16 protein-coding genes are annotated in these 15406 nt (G+C 34.9%); 12 read left to right on the forward strand and 4 right to left on the reverse strand.

Annotated elements, in window-relative coordinates; translation table 11 throughout:
• Positions 1–91: 91 nt before the first annotated feature.
• From norA to V7127_RS24525, 7 genes are all read left to right on the forward strand, one after another.
• Entirely contained in the window at positions 92–1291 is a 1200-nt protein-coding gene (norA, locus tag V7127_RS24495; RefSeq protein WP_335490718.1) for a multidrug efflux MFS transporter NorA, read from the forward strand.
• A gap of 1131 nt (positions 1292–2422) precedes the next feature.
• Positions 2423–2824, forward strand: coding sequence for a hypothetical protein (locus tag V7127_RS24500; protein ID WP_335355646.1), 402 nt, complete (start codon positions 2423–2425; stop codon positions 2822–2824).
• 99 nt (positions 2825–2923) lie between these two features.
• Positions 2924–3229: a hypothetical protein gene (locus tag V7127_RS24505; RefSeq protein ID WP_335347804.1), complete on the forward strand. Its 306-nt coding sequence runs from the start codon at positions 2924–2926 to the stop codon at positions 3227–3229.
• A 319-nt stretch (positions 3230–3548) separates the two neighbouring features.
• Positions 3549–4034: a DinB family protein gene (locus V7127_RS24510; protein WP_335347363.1), complete on the forward strand. Its 486-nt coding sequence runs from the start codon at positions 3549–3551 to the stop codon at positions 4032–4034.
• A 208-nt stretch (positions 4035–4242) separates the two neighbouring features.
• Positions 4243–4680, forward strand: a complete 438-nt coding sequence (locus V7127_RS24515) for a GNAT family N-acetyltransferase (RefSeq protein WP_335347362.1) — start codon at positions 4243–4245, stop codon at positions 4678–4680.
• A 138-nt stretch (positions 4681–4818) separates the two neighbouring features.
• Complete coding sequence (locus V7127_RS24520) at positions 4819–5475, forward strand: HAD family hydrolase (RefSeq protein WP_335490737.1); 657 nt, start codon at positions 4819–4821, stop codon at positions 5473–5475.
• A 263-nt stretch (positions 5476–5738) separates the two neighbouring features.
• Positions 5739–6182: an SRPBCC family protein gene (locus tag V7127_RS24525; RefSeq protein ID WP_335347361.1), complete on the forward strand. Its 444-nt coding sequence runs from the start codon at positions 5739–5741 to the stop codon at positions 6180–6182.
• 246 nt (positions 6183–6428) lie between these two features.
• Here V7127_RS24525 and V7127_RS24530 read toward each other — a convergent pair whose 3' ends face one another.
• On the reverse strand, positions 6429–7697 hold the full coding sequence (locus V7127_RS24530; protein WP_335355540.1) for a mechanosensitive ion channel family protein: 1269 nt from the start codon (positions 7695–7697) through the stop codon (positions 6429–6431).
• Between the two features lie 222 nt (positions 7698–7919).
• On the opposite strand from V7127_RS24530, the gene V7127_RS24535 reads away from it, so the two are divergent.
• From V7127_RS24535 to V7127_RS24545, 4 genes are all read left to right on the forward strand, one after another.
• Positions 7920–8360, forward strand: a complete 441-nt coding sequence (locus V7127_RS24535) for a cell wall hydrolase (RefSeq protein ID WP_335347359.1) — start codon at positions 7920–7922, stop codon at positions 8358–8360.
• Between the two features lie 205 nt (positions 8361–8565).
• Positions 8566–8745, forward strand: coding sequence for a hypothetical protein (locus V7127_RS24540; protein ID WP_335490721.1), 180 nt, complete (start codon positions 8566–8568; stop codon positions 8743–8745).
• A 148-nt stretch (positions 8746–8893) separates the two neighbouring features.
• Entirely contained in the window at positions 8894–8956 is a 63-nt protein-coding gene (locus V7127_RS25975) for a hypothetical protein (RefSeq protein ID WP_438824058.1), read from the forward strand.
• A gap of 522 nt (positions 8957–9478) precedes the next feature.
• The gene (locus V7127_RS24545; RefSeq protein WP_335490724.1) at positions 9479–9889 is read left to right on the forward strand and encodes a hypothetical protein; all 411 of its coding nucleotides are present in this window, start codon (positions 9479–9481) and stop codon (positions 9887–9889) included.
• 93 nt (positions 9890–9982) lie between these two features.
• Here the strand turns inward: V7127_RS24545 and V7127_RS24550 are convergent, their stop codons facing one another.
• On the reverse strand, positions 9983–10594 hold the full coding sequence (locus tag V7127_RS24550; protein ID WP_335490727.1) for a DUF502 domain-containing protein: 612 nt from the start codon (positions 10592–10594) through the stop codon (positions 9983–9985).
• 265 nt (positions 10595–10859) lie between these two features.
• On the opposite strand from V7127_RS24550, the gene V7127_RS24555 reads away from it, so the two are divergent.
• A complete protein-coding gene (locus V7127_RS24555) occupies positions 10860–12806 on the forward strand; it encodes a choice-of-anchor I family protein (protein ID WP_335490728.1) in 1947 nt (648 codons plus the stop codon).
• 157 nt (positions 12807–12963) lie between these two features.
• Here the strand turns inward: V7127_RS24555 and V7127_RS24560 are convergent, their stop codons facing one another.
• A complete protein-coding gene (locus tag V7127_RS24560; protein WP_335490731.1) occupies positions 12964–13491 on the reverse strand; it encodes an ECF transporter S component in 528 nt (175 codons plus the stop codon).
• Between the two features lie 132 nt (positions 13492–13623).
• Positions 13624–15036 (reverse strand): vWA domain-containing protein, encoded by a 1413-nt coding sequence (locus V7127_RS24565; protein WP_335490734.1) that lies wholly within the window; start codon positions 15034–15036, stop codon positions 13624–13626.
• Between the last annotated feature and the right edge of the window lie 370 nt (positions 15037–15406).

The following is a 15406-nucleotide window of genomic DNA, read 5'->3' on the forward strand; positions in this document are numbered from 1 at the left end:
GTTACTATATACACTAGGATAAGAGCTGTAAAGAAATCAAATGAATACGTTTGGTTTTAGGTAATTCGTTTTGTTAAGGAGAATATATAAAATGAAGAATTATAAAATTACTTTAGGATTATTATTAATGAATTTATTTATAGCCTTTATGGGAATTGGGCTTGTAATTCCAGTCTTGCCTACACTGATGAATGAATTAGGAATAAACGGAAAGACTGTTGGTTATCTAACAGCTGCTTTCGCAATTGCACAATTGATTGTTTCGCCATTTGCAGGGAAAGCTGTAGATAAATTGGGAAGAAAAATTATGATTGTACTTGGTTTATTTATTTTCGGCCTATCAGAGTTATTATTTGGGCTTGGCAAAGAAATCGAAATGTTATTTATTTCTCGTATATTAGGTGGAGTAAGTGCTGCATTCATTATGCCGGGTGTCACTGCTTTTATTGCTGATATTACAACCTTGAAAACTCGCCCCAAAGCACTAGGCTATATGTCTGCTGCAATTAGTACAGGATTTATTATTGGCCCAGGTATCGGTGGATTTTTAGCGGAATTTGGTACACGTACACCATTCTTCTTTGCTGGTGCACTTGGTACAATAGCTGCAATACTAACCATTATGTTTATATCTGAGCCAGATCGTGCAACAGGAATTAATGAACAAACTTCAGAAGGTAATGGTTTCAGACGCATTATTGAGCCAAAGTATTTTTTCGCGTTTATTTTAATTTTTATTGCCTCATTTGGTTTAGCAGCTTTTGAATCGTTCTTTAGTTTATTTGTGGACCATAAATTTCAATTTAAACCATCCGACATAGCCATTGTTATTACTGGTGGTGCAATTTTTGGTGCTGTTTCACAAGTCATATTGTTTGATCGGCTTACACGAATTTGGGGAGAAATTAAACTGATTCGAAACAGCTTAATATTATCAGCATTACTTGTCTTCTTAATGACTGTTGTACATTCATATTTCTCTATTTTACTTGTTACATTTATTGTTTTTGTAGGTTTCGATTTATTCCGACCAGCAGTTACTTCATATCTTTCAAATATCGCCGGGAACGAACAAGGTTTCGTTGGTGGAATGAACTCTATGTTTACGAGTCTAGCGAATATTAGTGGTCCAATTCTAGGGGGGATATTATTTGATATAGATGTTAACTATCCTTACTACTTTGCGACTGTGATACTATCTCTGGGAATAGTTATTACATTGTTCTGGGGGAAGCAAGCAATTAATTCTTCAAACAAAGTGAAGGCTAGTGTGGCTAATATATCAAATTGAAGTATTGACAAAAATTGTGAAACATTGCACTTAAATGAAGTGTAGTGCCTTATTGGGTACATTATTCATATTTTTATATATTGTCGAACCCTTTGCTGGAAGTAAGTACAGACATTTTGTCACTTTAATTGGAGCCTCTGCGGGCAAGATTATGAAGAGGGTATTAAAAAATCTGGCTCAGCCGAAACTGGCTATCATGCCCGCCACTACAAGGATACACTGCTTGTTGTGAAAGTCAGATCCAATTTGTTGCGCCAAATATTTAAAATCTTATACATGATAATATTTACTTTTGCCATTTTTCTTTAGTAAGTACTACAGAAACTAAATGGGTGCATTAATCCAGTAAGGGTTAATGCTTATTTTGGTTGAAGTTATTGTTGTAACGAAGCTGGTTTATGAAGAAAAATTTTAATAATAGTTGAAGAAACTTTAATTAAGGTTTAAGCGTATAGTGAAGGTAGTGAAATTAATTTTATTGAATGGACAGGTGATGAATATGTGGGGGGGATATTATTATGCGGCGGATTAAATTAATGTTAATACATTACTCAAAAAAACCTTTGTGGTTTAAAATGTTAACCTCTATAACTCTTCTCATTTCCGTTGTCTTTAGCAGTTCTTTCTTTTCTGATCATGACTATTTTCAAAGTCTTTCAAAATTATCTGCCAGTATTTTCTTTTGTGCATTGGGAATAGACATGAGAATCAATCGAAAAGTTTCTACCCTGTTTTTCACCTTAGCAGTAATTTGTATATTTTTGTCCTTTGTTTCCATAATTTTATAGGTTAATAAAAAAATAGAATTAGAGGTTTAATACAACAACAATTTTTCAACGTTACTCATGAGGATCACTCATAAGCATTAGAAAAATTAACTCAAACATGTAACTTTTTATGAATCAGGGAACTATTATTGATTTAGAGAACTCTGAAAAAGAACAAGTCTATGATGAAACAACATATCGTAAAGAAGGCTTCCATTCAATAATGGAAGCCTTTTTCTAATTCCCATCTGTACATGCGCCAATCTATCCTGTTCGAGTTTTTCCCTAAATAGAGCAGGTTAGCTCAATAGGTATATCGATTATCAAAAAATTCAGTTAATATATAATGGAAGGGGGAATTAAATTGATATTAAATTATAAAAGGGCTTTAGGCTACTTAGCATATTCGGTTGGCTTTATTTTATTATTAGTAATAATCAGCAACATAAATTCACATTTTATTAAAATGATTAATGAGACGTATAGAATGTATCCTTGGCAAATCCTTATTAGTTTGATGTATTTCCCAATTGGCATATATCTTGGAATCCCCAATATCTTAAAGGAATTTAATAAAACGGGTCGATGGAGAATTAATTACTATAAGATTGTACTTGTAGCTTTACCAATGATTTATTTATCGTTTTATTGGTTTTTCCCCTTTTCGTATCCGATTCCCAATATTCTTGCCTACACAAAAACAGCATTTAGTTTTGGTACTATAATAGCTGGATTCTTTATTATTAATAGCTTTACAAAAGAATAGACGTTATTCATATTACGATCTTCAAAAATCGGGCCATTTAACGGAATAAAAATTTTAGTAGCAGATTGATCAGATTAAAAAGCGAAAGGAGGTTCTAACATGGTTGTTATATTGGCAATTGCACCTATTGTAATAGTAGGAGGGATTGTCGTATATGTAATTGAAAGTCTGAAACATAGATATAACCAAGGCAACCTAGGTAAGAAAAAATCAAAAGGGGCTCAAAATTTATTAGATAGCTTAATACCAATCGGAATGCTTTTTGGTTGTGCTATCGGTGTAATTTTGGGCATATTTTTCCAGATTCCAACAGTATTTACAGTTAGTTTAGGAGCTGGAATAGGCTATTTATTTGGATTTTTTGCTTTTGTAATTTATTGCAATAAAGAAAACAATTATTCATAATTGGCTATCTTTCAGAAATGGGGGCATTTCCAAAGTGTGGATCTGCGCTTCTTTTGCATAATGTGGAACATAACAACTAATAAGATGTACTAAATCTTTAAGAATAAATTAGTTCGGGTTAAGTAGTGTATCCCTATAATAAATGTAAAACTAGTGAAATAAAGTACTTAGACTAAAAGGAGCACTCTAGTGCAAGATTAACTGAAATTGCAGAAAAGAAAAGGAAGTTTAATAAGAATAATAGAACTTAGTAATAGCTGGAGTAAAAGTTTGACGAATACGGTCTCTTGGAACATTTATTTTAAAAGAGGTGTAAAGCATGCAATATGTTAAGGTTCTTTTATTAGATCAGTTTTTAGCAAATGCTAATGACCCGAGCTGGTATCTTCCATTTACTGAAGCAGTTAAAAACTTATCAGAGGAAGAAGCAGTTTGGAAGCCTACTGAAGATAGTCATAGTATCGCTGAAATTGTACAGCATCTAATTTACTGGAATGAAACATGGCAAATAAGATTCCAACAATCTGATGTTAAAGCAGTTCAGCCTATTGAAGATAATGATAAAAGCTTTGTTATTCCAGAAAATAAAAAGTTTAATGAATTAAGAGAGCGACTAGAAGTGGTGCTGTTACAATGGCAAGGTCTACTAACCGAAGAACAACTCGAAAGTGATGTAAATGGATTCAGTTTACCAGTGAAATGGTATGAGTTACTCGGAAATTCTATTACGCATAACGCCTATCATATTGGTCAAATCGTTTATATACGGAAGTTGCAAGAAAGCTGGTATCGTAGTAATAGGTAATCTTATTTTCAATCCTTTATTTTAGAATCTCTTCAACAATCGGGCGTTGCGGAAAAGATTTTGAATTGATGTACTTATATTATAGGGTACGTTGATCCAAGAAGGGGTTAACGCTTATTTGTCGAAGTTATTGTACTAAATCATGGTATTTAAAGAATTGGAATAATATAGGAAACCGAATAATAGTCGTAAAGGGACTGATTCAATTATGGATATTAGAAAACCATATGATTTTGAACTAAAAAAAGTATTAACACTTTCTCCTCAAGCTGTTTTTGATGGCACATTGGGTGAAGTAGAACCTACGAAAGAAAAAATTAACCAGCTTGTTAACCCACTTTTGGAAAAGGGAAGCTATTATTTAATAGCATCAGAAGAAGATAAATTAATGGGGTGGATACTTTTAGGACCAAGCAAGGACCAATTTACTGATATGATAAATGGATTTATTTACGAACTATTTGTTTTAAAAGAATTTAGAGGAAATGGCATTTCAAAACAGTTAATGAAAGCAGGTATTGACCATCTAAAAAAAGATGGATACTCAGAAATCCGTCTAAGTGCATTTGCAGGGAATCAAGCAATTAAACTGTATGAAAAATTTGGATTTGGCATAAGGACAATTACTATGAGTTTGCAGTTATAAGAAACTAATTATCTCACTAACGGAGTGCGATAGTTGGAGAAGGCATTTTTCGGTAAACCAAAAGTTTGAAGGTGCGAATTAGGGATTATTTATATAATGTGAGACAGGCTGTGAAGATATTTGAGAGGTAATAAAGCAATGCTGTTTGATCTAGATGATACCTTACTTAATAGGGATGAAGCAGTAGATAAAATATTTTTAATTATTTTAGAAAAGTGTTATGAGGATGTTAAACATTCAGTTAAAAACGAAATGTTGAAGAAGTTCAAAGAATATGATAAGAGAAACTATGGCTATAGTGATAAAACAAAAGTTTTAGAATCATTTTTTAATGAATTTCCACCAAAATATAGATTGCCACGCAATTACATTCAAGATTTTTGGAATTTTAATTTTCCTCAGTGTTTTTCTATAAACCAAAGAACAATAAATATTGTAAATACTATAAAGATGCAAGCTAAAGTTGCGATTATAACAAACGGCTCAACTCAGAGACAAAAAGCTAAAATCATTAACACTAATTTAAATAATTGTTTTGATATTATAATTATTTCTGAAGAGGTGGGATTTAGTAAACCTGACAAACGCATATTTGAATTAGCATTAAATAAGCTTGATGTGGAACCGGAAGCCGCATTTTTCATTGGGGATGACATTGAAAAGGATATTGGTGGTTGTCAAAATGCAAATATAAAGGGTATATGGTTCAATCCTCATATGATCAAGAATGATACCGAAATAACACCATATGCCGAGATCAATACTTTTGATAGATTATTAAGTTATTTTACTTAAAATACATTATCAGAAGTTGTTTTATTGCACAATATTTTTTAATGAGAAAAACAATAATAATGATTCTTGAAATGAAGAAAAAAAGATCGAACTTAATAATATTGAAAAGAGTTCGTTGTTGGCCTAACGGGTACCTTGAGTACAAGAAGGATCGCTGCGATACTCTTTTTTCTAATTCTAATGAAATAGGATTGTTGAAATAGAAAAAGAATAGTAGAGGTTATAAAATAAAGTAAAATTAAGGGATATGGAGGATATTGAAAATGCCAGATATATACCATAAAACCTACATTAAAGTACCTTTAGAAGAAGTGTATAAAACAGTTTCAACATCTCAAGGTTGGAATGCTTGGTTCACAGATGACACATCGTTGGAGATAAACCCAGATGGCACTGGTGAGATACGATTGAGATGGACAAATTTTGGCAGTGAAAATGTAAATATTGAAGACGGGGGGAAGATACTTGAGGCAACTCCTAACAAAAGATTTGTTTTTCAATGGTCACCAGGAGAACAAAATTCAACAGTAACTTTTAAACTTGAGCCTTATAAAGACGGAACATTAGTAGTTCTTAATGAGATGGGCTATACAAATTCTGAAAAAGACTTAAAAGCCTGTATTGGATGTGCAGTAGGTTGGGGAGAAGCCTTAACACTTTTAAAGATCTACTTAGAGTATGGAATTGTATTTAAACAGGATTTATAATTCTTTAATTTATTGGTATATGTAGTCTTCGAAAAGTAATGTACATAAGGTGATTGTGGTAATAATACCAATCTTAATCATCAAAAGGATTGGAAGTATAGTAATGAGGTATTATGGTAGAAATTAACTCTTATATAATTAAAAGAACTAGGAATAATGAACAACATTAGTATTCAAACAAATGCCTGTCCCCATATTCGGTAAAGGTTTTACCTTTAAAAGAAGTAGGAGACAGGCCAATATCATTTAATGTTCTATTTTCCTAACCATAAACTCTCCTTTAGAGTCATTAACTATCCCCTTAATATCCTGCCCAGAAAGATTTTGGAAAAGTCGAAGTCCAAACTCCTGTGCTACGGCAAAAAGGTGGTCAAAGATATCAGCTTGAACCGTTTCGTACACTGCCCATCTGACATCATTTGTAAATGCGTAAATTTCTAGCGGCAACCCATTTTCGGTAGGGGCCAGCTGTCTTACGATTAACGTCATCTCTCGATTAATTCCTGGATGATTTTGAAGATAGTTGCTGATATAAGCCCTAAATACACCGATATTCGTAAGAGCCCTCCCGTTCACCGGGTTGTTCCGATTGATATCGTGCAAGGAATTGAACTCTGCAATTTCACGCTCCCGGTTAATGATATAATCTGAAAGATAGTGAATGGTTTTATATTTATCAATCATCTCTTCTGTACAAAACGAAATACTGTTTGTATCGACAAATAAGGCACGTTTGATCCGTCGACCTCCTGAAGATTGCATGCCCCTCCAGTTCTTAAAAGAATCGGATATCAAGGCATAGCTTGGAACCATTGTAATCGTTTTATCAAAATTTTGGACCTTTACTGTGTTTAATGAGATATCAATAATATCTCCATCTGCCCCATATTTAGGCATTTCAATCCAGTCCCCAACCCGAACCATATCATTGGCCGTCAACTGTACCCCCGCTACTAGTCCTAATAAGGAATCTTTAAAAACGAGCATCAATACAGCGGATAAGGCGCCAATTCCACTTAGAAGAATAAAGGGGCTTTCCCCCATCATGTTCGCAATTACTAAGATGATCCCAAGAGTGATGACAATAATCTTCGTCACTTGAATATACCCTTTAATCGGCTTCACCTTCGATATTTCATACGTTTGATAAATATCGTTGAGGGCGTTTAATAAGCTATTCACAACCCATAATCCAGCGATAATCAAATAAGCAATTGCACTTTTTTTAATCAAAATCTCATGAGTAGGAAAGGTGAATGAAAAGTAATATATAATGATTGCCGGAACAATATGAGATAACTTATGAAAAACCTTCCGATCCAAAAGCATATTATCCCACTGGTATTTGTTATTCATTACGATATGAGTGATAATTCTGATTACAACCTTTTTGGTGATAAAATTCGCAGTCATACAGATAATAGCAATAAATAGGATATTAAGAAATATAGATAAATATTCAGCTGTTGCAGGATCCAAATCAAATGTTAGAACAAATTTTCTAATGAATTTCATTTATTTCCTCCATTATATGTATAAAATCTCAGCTTCTACTTATGGAACTTTTACTCATTATATCAGAGTATAATAAGCTTTACTTAGGATGAGTTTTTAACAATTTTTGCAACTTACAAAAATTATTTTTATTTAATAACTCTAAGCTTTAATACGAAGGCTTATTATTTAAAACGACATGAATGTAATCTTTGATACATACTATATTTTGGGGGTGGAAAAATGGCGAGAGTAGCTTACCGGACTGCAGATGTTGATTTAATGGCCAGGATGATGAGAGCAGAAGCTGAAGGCGAAGGAAAACAAGGAATGCTCTATGTTGGAAATGTCATTGTTAACCGTGTTGTTGCAGAATGTACTGACTTTAAAGATTTGAGAACAGTTAAACAAGTCATTTTTCATGTACAAGGAGGAAATTACTCGTTTGAAGCTGTCCAAAAAGGCAATGTATTTTATCAAAGGGCAAGAGAATCCGAAAGAAGATTAGCAAGACAGAATTTGGAATCTTGGAGAGATCACCCAGCGAAATATGCTCTTTGGTACTTTAATCCATATGGTCCTTGTCCTCCTACATGGTATGATCAACCCTTTTCTGGTCAATTTAAAGAACATTGTTTTTATGAACCAGCAGCTGGAACATGTGCAAGTGTTTATAGCGGATGATAAGTTTGAAAACCGAAATACGTCTTTTTATCCTTTAAAATTATAAATTTTTTTTAAGGGCAAATTCCTTAAAGTGACTAACATTATTATTATTATTTGAAAAGTACTTTATGTTATACAGGATTTAAAATGGATTTAATTGACTCAAACGGGGAATTAGAGTATTTTTTATATGCTTGTATAAAGTTACTCACAGGGGATAGTGATGAAGAACTATAGGTTAAAAAATGAATTTAAAGGCTACAGAAAAGGATCAAAATTTTACGTTGTGGCTGAATCTGAATTTATCGGGGTAAAAGAATTTGTATTGCGAACCGAGGATTTAACTCGCAGAATTGTCATTACAGAAGATGAACTGAATAAGAATTTTTTGTTAATTAGATAAAGATGTTTATGACATGGTGGAAACAAGTGTTCTTATTTGACTGAAATTATGATAAACTAAAGAAGCAATAGAATAGGTTTCTCAAGGGTGGTCGGCACACTCCCGAACAGAAAGGGGGTGATGCTGAATGACAGTATTTGAAGCATTAATGTTTACGATTGCTTTTGCAAGTTTGATCGTAGCCATTCTGTCATTTAACCATAAAAAATAATCCACCCTTGAGTTAGCACGGCTCAGGTGGATTATTCCCCATTAATAGCCGATCCCTTTGTGGGAACCGCCTATTGCTGGACCGGACATGTTACCAGCATGTTCGGTCTTTTTTTAATTTATGTGGTACTTAATCATATTATAACTGAAAGTGTTATGAAAGTTCAATTTCTTTATAGTTGAATTAGTTTCATGTAACTCAGATTCCGAGGTGTAAGAGAAATTGTATGGCAAACCGAGGATTTAACTCGCAGAATTGTCAATACAGAAGATGAACAGAATAAGAATTTTATCAGATAAAGGGCAATTTTACTAATAAAGGAACATGTTTACTTTTTTTGATCAAATATCATAAAAAACTGCATTTTTTTACCTCAACATTTCAATCATAACTCTCCAAGTAATCATCCAAAATAAGATGGGTCTTACATTTTAACTGGTTTCAGCAGAAGTTCAACCTTCTGTAGAAGCCTGTCAATGCTAGGGCGAACTTTGCGATTTTACGATGGGGAGTTGGATCATTATGAAATGGCATAAAATGCTTCTGTCCATGCTGCAGCAGCGTCATGACAAAAAAATGGCTATAGCTGTCGATACATCTACAAATGAGGCACCAAAGGATTTGATAAACAACATAGTTAAATTATTTCAGCATGTGAAACCAGATGCTTTATTAATTCAAGCGGATTTTAAAATTAGAAGTATTGGACCTGTGAAAAGTGATTCTATTAAGTACTATTCACATGGGAAATCTTCCTATACATTAGTTCTTGAATGGGTAGAGGAAAATCAAGTGGATACTTTATTTTATATCACGGATGTTACTGGTTTTATTACCGATGAAATCAAAGTAGTGAATTATGAGTTATTCTGGCTAGTCCCAGGCACGTTTCTCCCAAGGGTGCCATTTGGAAAAGCAATTAAAGTTGCTTAAAGTATAAAAATCCCTCACACTTGTGAGGGACCAATCCTACATCTTCTTTTCTTATTTATCATAATGAAACATCCAATTATTTCCGATATGTTTCTATTCAAATGAAGTCCCTCGAATAGCCGATTGTTCCTCTTTTGTTATTGTCATTCCACCTGAAACGACAAATTTCATTGCGTCTTCAGGCTTTACATCGATGATTTCAACTTGATCTTTCGGAATTAAAACCGTTAGTCCAGCAATTTGAAAGGTTTGTTGGATATAGACAGCTACATAGTCCTTTAATGGATGATAAAAACTTTCTACATCCTCGGTTGTGATAAACCCAATGGTTTTCATTTCTGTACCTGGAATGGTGACCAATGCCACTTTTGAAAATGATTTTTTCTCGCCAAGGAATGAGTGAATGGTATCTTTACTAATGGAATAGAGCGTTTTTATGAGCGGAATTTTTTCTAGTAATCTGTCAATCATTCGGATTAACGTCCCAGTGAATACTTTGTTTGATAACCAGCCTAGAATCGTGATGAAGACTAAGGTGAAAAACAAACCAATCCCCGGAACATAATCTTCTTTAAAATAAGGCTTTAAATAATTTCCTAACAATCCATCTAAAAACATAAATAATTGATAAACGGCATAAACGACTAAAATAATCGGAACACCCGTTATGATCCCCTTAACAAAATTATGAAAAATCCGTTTCATTTTTTCTCTCCTTATGGTAATGAGGCATTTGAATTTATTTTTACATAATGGTTGAAGCGATTCAAGTGATATTGGAAGTTGGTTAGTCTGATTAATAATTTATAGGTATGAAGGAAAGACTCTATTAAGATTTTAATCTTTCCCGATTCTTCCATCTGAAACTACTCAAAAATACAAAAACATTACAATAGATTCATATATTCTTAATACTAGATAACTAGAATTGTTTTATGAGTTAGCATTTTTTTGGGGGGAACAGATCAAAATGAAAAACAAAATAGTTGCAGGAATTACAGCAGCAGGTATTCTCTTGGGGGCAAGTCAGCCGTACAATGTATTCGCAGAACAATCAACTTTTTTTCAATATAAAGAGGATGGTTTGAAGGTTACCCAAATTGGTCAATATGACAGTACTGAAGGCATTGGTGGTACTGAAATTATGGCTTACGATGAGACACTAAAGCGTGCTTTTGTCACAAATGGAGCCGCTTCTGGAATTGATATTCTTTCATTTGAACAACTAACATCAGGTGAATTTACAAAAGTAGAATCAATCAAGCGGGTATTATTAAAAGACTTTCAAATTGAAAACGTAGCAGATATTACGAGTATTGCATCACATCCAACAAAAGATTTAGTCGCTGTTTCCGTTGTTAGCAATCCGAAGACAGACCCTGGCTATATTGTTTTTCTATCAAAAGAGGGAGCATACATATCGAAAGTGCAAGTGGGTTCGTTGCCTGACATGGTGACATTTACACCAGACGGAACGAAAGCGATCGTTGCCAATGAAGGAGAGCCAAGTGATGATTATGCCGTTGATCCGGAAGGGACGATTTCAATCATCGACGTCACGAAAGAGCCAAGTGAATTTACAGCAAATTCACTTTCGTTTAAAGATGTAGAAATTGATGAAAAAGTCCGATTAAAATCTAAAGGGACAGCTCTTCAACAATTGGAACCTGAGTATGTAGCGGTTTCTAAAGATAGTAAAGTAGCGTATGTATCGATGCAAGAAAACAATGCAATCGCGACTGTTGATCTTGCTGCAGAAAAAATCCTTCATGTGAAAGGACTTGGTGTAAAAGATCACTCTCTTCCTGAAAACGAACTCGATGGGAAGCGAAACGGTGAAACAAAACTTGAACGCCTTCCACTTCTAGGCTTGTACATGCCAGATGCCATTGATACATTTACAGTCGGCGGGAAAACATATATTTTGACACCAAATGAAGGAGACGCCCGAGATTACGAAGCGTATTCCGAAGAGGCAGAAATCGGTGATATCGCAGACAAGATTAAATTGAATGCAGATCATTATAAAGGTTTCACACAAGAAGATCTTGATCAAAAAGTGGCAGATGGATTATTCGATGAGATGAAGAAAACAAAAATTACCCTTGAAGAAGGGATGGCAGCGGATGGTTCGTATGAAGCGCTTTATTCGTACGGTGGACGCAGTTTCTCAATCTTTGACGCTGAAACAATGGAGCTTGTTTATGATAGCGGAAGTGACTTTGAGAAAATCACTTCTGAAGCACTCCCTGAGTTCTTTAACACTGATAACGAAGAAATTGCGTATGACAAACGGAGTTCTGCAAAAGGACCAGAACCAGAAACTGTTGTTAGTGGAGAAATTAATGGTAAATCGTATGCATTTATCGCATTGGAGCGAGTGAGCGGAATTATGGTGTATGATCTTGAAAATCCATCGAAGCCTGAATTGGTTACATTTATTTCAAGTAGGGATTATAGCGAGGATATTAAAGGGGATGTATCACCTGAAGGTTTACGCTTTATTTCAGCTGATAAGAGTCCTACAGGACATGCCCTTTTAGCTGCGACTCATGAAGTATCCGGTACGGTTGCGATTTATGAATTTGGTGGAAAAGACATGAAGATGAAACCGGCTGCGCCTGAAGTGGACGTGCCTGCCAAGGAAACACCACTAGTCTATTGGGATGGCTTATTAATGAAAAAAGGTCAAATCGGTCGAGTGATGATCGAAAAGCCAATCAATCTATGGAAAAGAACAGATGAAGGTCTCCAGTTCGTAAGAGTCCTAAATCCCGGTGAAAAATACCGTGTATACAGCTATGACGACAAATTCGGCGGCCAATATTCAGTTGGCGGAGGACATTATGTGACAAAAATGGAAGGGTATGTATCCTACCAAACTCCATCTAAACATAAATTGGAGCTACTAAAATAGTTGTTAGATTCCAACTAGAAGGAAGAGATATTCTTTTTCAATTAGTGAAAAGAACCATAAAGAAAACCCTTGCGATTGCAAGGGTTTATTCTAAAATTTTTACTGAATACCGTATACAATTGCTAAAGCCGGGATTATTTAGAGTAATGCACCAAACTTAAATCTTTAAAGCTCTTTTTAAGCGTCCTGCAATTGGCACTACTATGATTCCTGCTAAGACAACCTGCATCACATTTCCTGGAATGGAGCCAAATGGCAGAATCCAGTTACTGTAAAGGATTACTTCGGCGAAATAGTAGCCTACGATTTTAATAATGAGTGCAATGGCAACTGCCAGTGTGTTGACAACTACTCTTTTGCCGGGTACCTTTTCGGAAATAAGACCGGCTAAAAAGCCCATTGTCCCTACGATGATGAATGTAAACGGTGCCCATGCTCCCCAACCAGAGAGAATGTCGAAGAAACCCATGCCAAAGGCGCCTGCAATGGCTCCTGTTTTTTTGCCGTAAACTAAAGCTGCTATAAATAGAGGCACATTGCCCATATGGATTAGGCCACCATTACCCATAATGGGGAGCCTGATATTGATGAACATTGTAGATACTAGAGTTAATGCGATGAAAAGTGCATATATGACTAAGGTTTTTGTCTTTGTTGCTTCTGTCTGTAAAACTGTTGAATTCATAGGATTGCCTCTTTCTTTTTTTTTCTTATATTATCATACTCCTAATCTGTTATTTAGTAAATTCAAAATTCTATATTTAATAGATTTATACTAAAAAGCCGGTTCCATTAAAACATGGACCGGCTTTTTGTATTACCAAGTATCTCCGCGCTCTTTCTTCAATGCCTTCATTTTTTCGACCCATTCATCGACCCTTTGTCTGATTTCTTGGCTTTTCGTATCTGCTTTTTCTCGATTTGTCTTATAGATGGCGTAGTATAGGTCTTTCATATTTTGACTTCGTTCATACCCCCAGTCTCTTAGTTCTGTTTCTTGCTCATACGTAATCCACTCATATTCTGCCATGATCTTAACTGCATCAAGTATTCGGTGGGACTCACGCCTACCGATATTCCATAATTGAAGGGGATATTCTTCGCCTTTTTTATACTCTGCGACCATTTCCCATCCGTCTGGAGCCATGGTAAAGGCAAAAGCAAGATCTAGTGTAGAAGGCAGCCACTCATATTGAATCGTATATTTTAATTCTTCTGGATTGTCCGCTTTAAAGTATTCACCATTGCCAGCTTCGGCAACAGCCTTTAATTGGTTTTCGGTTTTGCTGTCTACATCAAAGCCGATAATGTTTACGGTATTTTTGCTGTTTATTTGAACAAGGTCCTTACTTGCCTGAACGGGATCCCCGTCACATGTTTCAGCACCATCGCTGACAATGTAAATGGTCGTTGCACCTTCAAAGCTGCTGCTCATTTCTGCGGCTTTTTGGATGGCACCTGCAAGGGGAGTCCAGCCTTTGCTTTCAAAAGAATCGACTGCTTGATGGAATTCTTCTTTTGCATATTTCCCCATCGGATAGACTTCTTCGACTTTTGTGCAGGATATTTCCTTATCAGCCGCTGATTCCGAACCTTTATGGCCATAGACGATAAGTGAGACTTCGCTCGTTTGCCCAATGGTCTGAGCAAAGCTCTTCACAGCATCCTTGGCAATATCCATTTTTACTTTTCCATCAGATAAAAGCAGCATACTTGAGCTGGCATCGAGAAGAATGATAGTCTTTTCTGATGTCATTTTTTCTTCACTGCCTTCGGATTTTGTTGGATCCGGCAAATAGGGTTCCTCAAACTGCGGTTCGTAGGCATTCGCTTTTTCAATGACTTCTTTATAGTGAGGACTGGCCAGGAGAGCAACAAGGCCTTTCTTGATTTCTTCAATATCTGTAGTTTCATTTGTTAATTTTTCAAGCTCAGGTGTCAGCTTATCTATAAGAGCTGGCTCCATTTTAGGTGTATCGAAACCGATGTCCTCAATGTCCTTTTCATATGACAGATCACCCATGATTTTACCGTGTGGCAGGACTAGTAAACTTTCTTCGGAAACTTCTAAATTAATATTCAATGATTCGGTTATAATATCTTCCTGCTTTTGTTCCTGCTGTTGCTTTTCCTTTTCAGGTTCATTAGATGTTTCTGTCTCCTTGTCATTGCTGCAAGAGGAAAGGATCATTGGAATTAGCATCAGCAATAATAAGGCATATCGTTTCACAAAATTCCTCCTTTTTTCCGACACTCTATATTATGTATATTAATAAACAACCTAAATATAAAGTATATCATAGAAAATTAGTGATTATGAAGTATTTACCATTTTAGGAAAGGAAGTTCTAGCGTAAAAGTTCTACTCAATGAAGTAAGAATTTTATTTTAATAAGAGAAAAGGATATCTTTAAAAATATAGGAGGGGGCACTGCTAGTAAAATTTAAAGCTTCTTCTCACACGTGGATGAAAAAGCTCTTAATATAGTAGGAGGGACATTGTGATTTAATTGCAGTATATGAATAAAAATAGAAGATATTCAGCCGCTGAAGGATTCATGTCAAGATTTAAATGAGATTTCTTCATGGTAAGTGTTTTA

Source organism: Bacillus sp. JJ1773, assembly GCF_036962035.1.
Taxonomy (GTDB): Bacteria; Bacillota; Bacilli; order Bacillales; family Cytobacillaceae; genus Cytobacillus.

Bases quoted from the DNA above. Each gene is read 5' to 3' on its own strand.
- V7127_RS24515 (WP_335347362.1), top strand. From the start codon at position 4,243: ATGGATATTAGAAAACCATATGATTTTGAACTAAAAAAAGTATTAACA.
- V7127_RS24540 (WP_335490721.1), top strand. From the start codon at position 8,566: ATGAAGAACTATAGGTTAAAAAATGAATTTAAAGGCTACAGAAAAGGA.
- V7127_RS24550 (WP_335490727.1), bottom strand. From the start codon at position 10,594: ATGAAACGGATTTTTCATAATTTTGTTAAGGGGATCATAACGGGTGTT.
- V7127_RS24560 (WP_335490731.1), bottom strand. From the start codon at position 13,491: ATGAATTCAACAGTTTTACAGACAGAAGCAACAAAGACAAAAACCTTA.
- V7127_RS24545 (WP_335490724.1), top strand. From the start codon at position 9,479: ATGAAATGGCATAAAATGCTTCTGTCCATGCTGCAGCAGCGTCATGAC.
- V7127_RS24525 (WP_335347361.1), top strand. From the start codon at position 5,739: ATGCCAGATATATACCATAAAACCTACATTAAAGTACCTTTAGAAGAA.
- V7127_RS24530 (WP_335355540.1), bottom strand. From the start codon at position 7,697: ATGAAATTCATTAGAAAATTTGTTCTAACATTTGATTTGGATCCTGCA.
- V7127_RS24555 (WP_335490728.1), top strand. From the start codon at position 10,860: ATGAAAAACAAAATAGTTGCAGGAATTACAGCAGCAGGTATTCTCTTG.
- V7127_RS24535 (WP_335347359.1), top strand. From the start codon at position 7,920: ATGGCGAGAGTAGCTTACCGGACTGCAGATGTTGATTTAATGGCCAGG.
- V7127_RS24510 (WP_335347363.1), top strand. From the start codon at position 3,549: ATGCAATATGTTAAGGTTCTTTTATTAGATCAGTTTTTAGCAAATGCT.
- V7127_RS24520 (WP_335490737.1), top strand. From the start codon at position 4,819: ATGCTGTTTGATCTAGATGATACCTTACTTAATAGGGATGAAGCAGTA.
- norA (WP_335490718.1), top strand. From the start codon at position 92: ATGAAGAATTATAAAATTACTTTAGGATTATTATTAATGAATTTATTT.
- V7127_RS24505 (WP_335347804.1), top strand. From the start codon at position 2,924: ATGGTTGTTATATTGGCAATTGCACCTATTGTAATAGTAGGAGGGATT.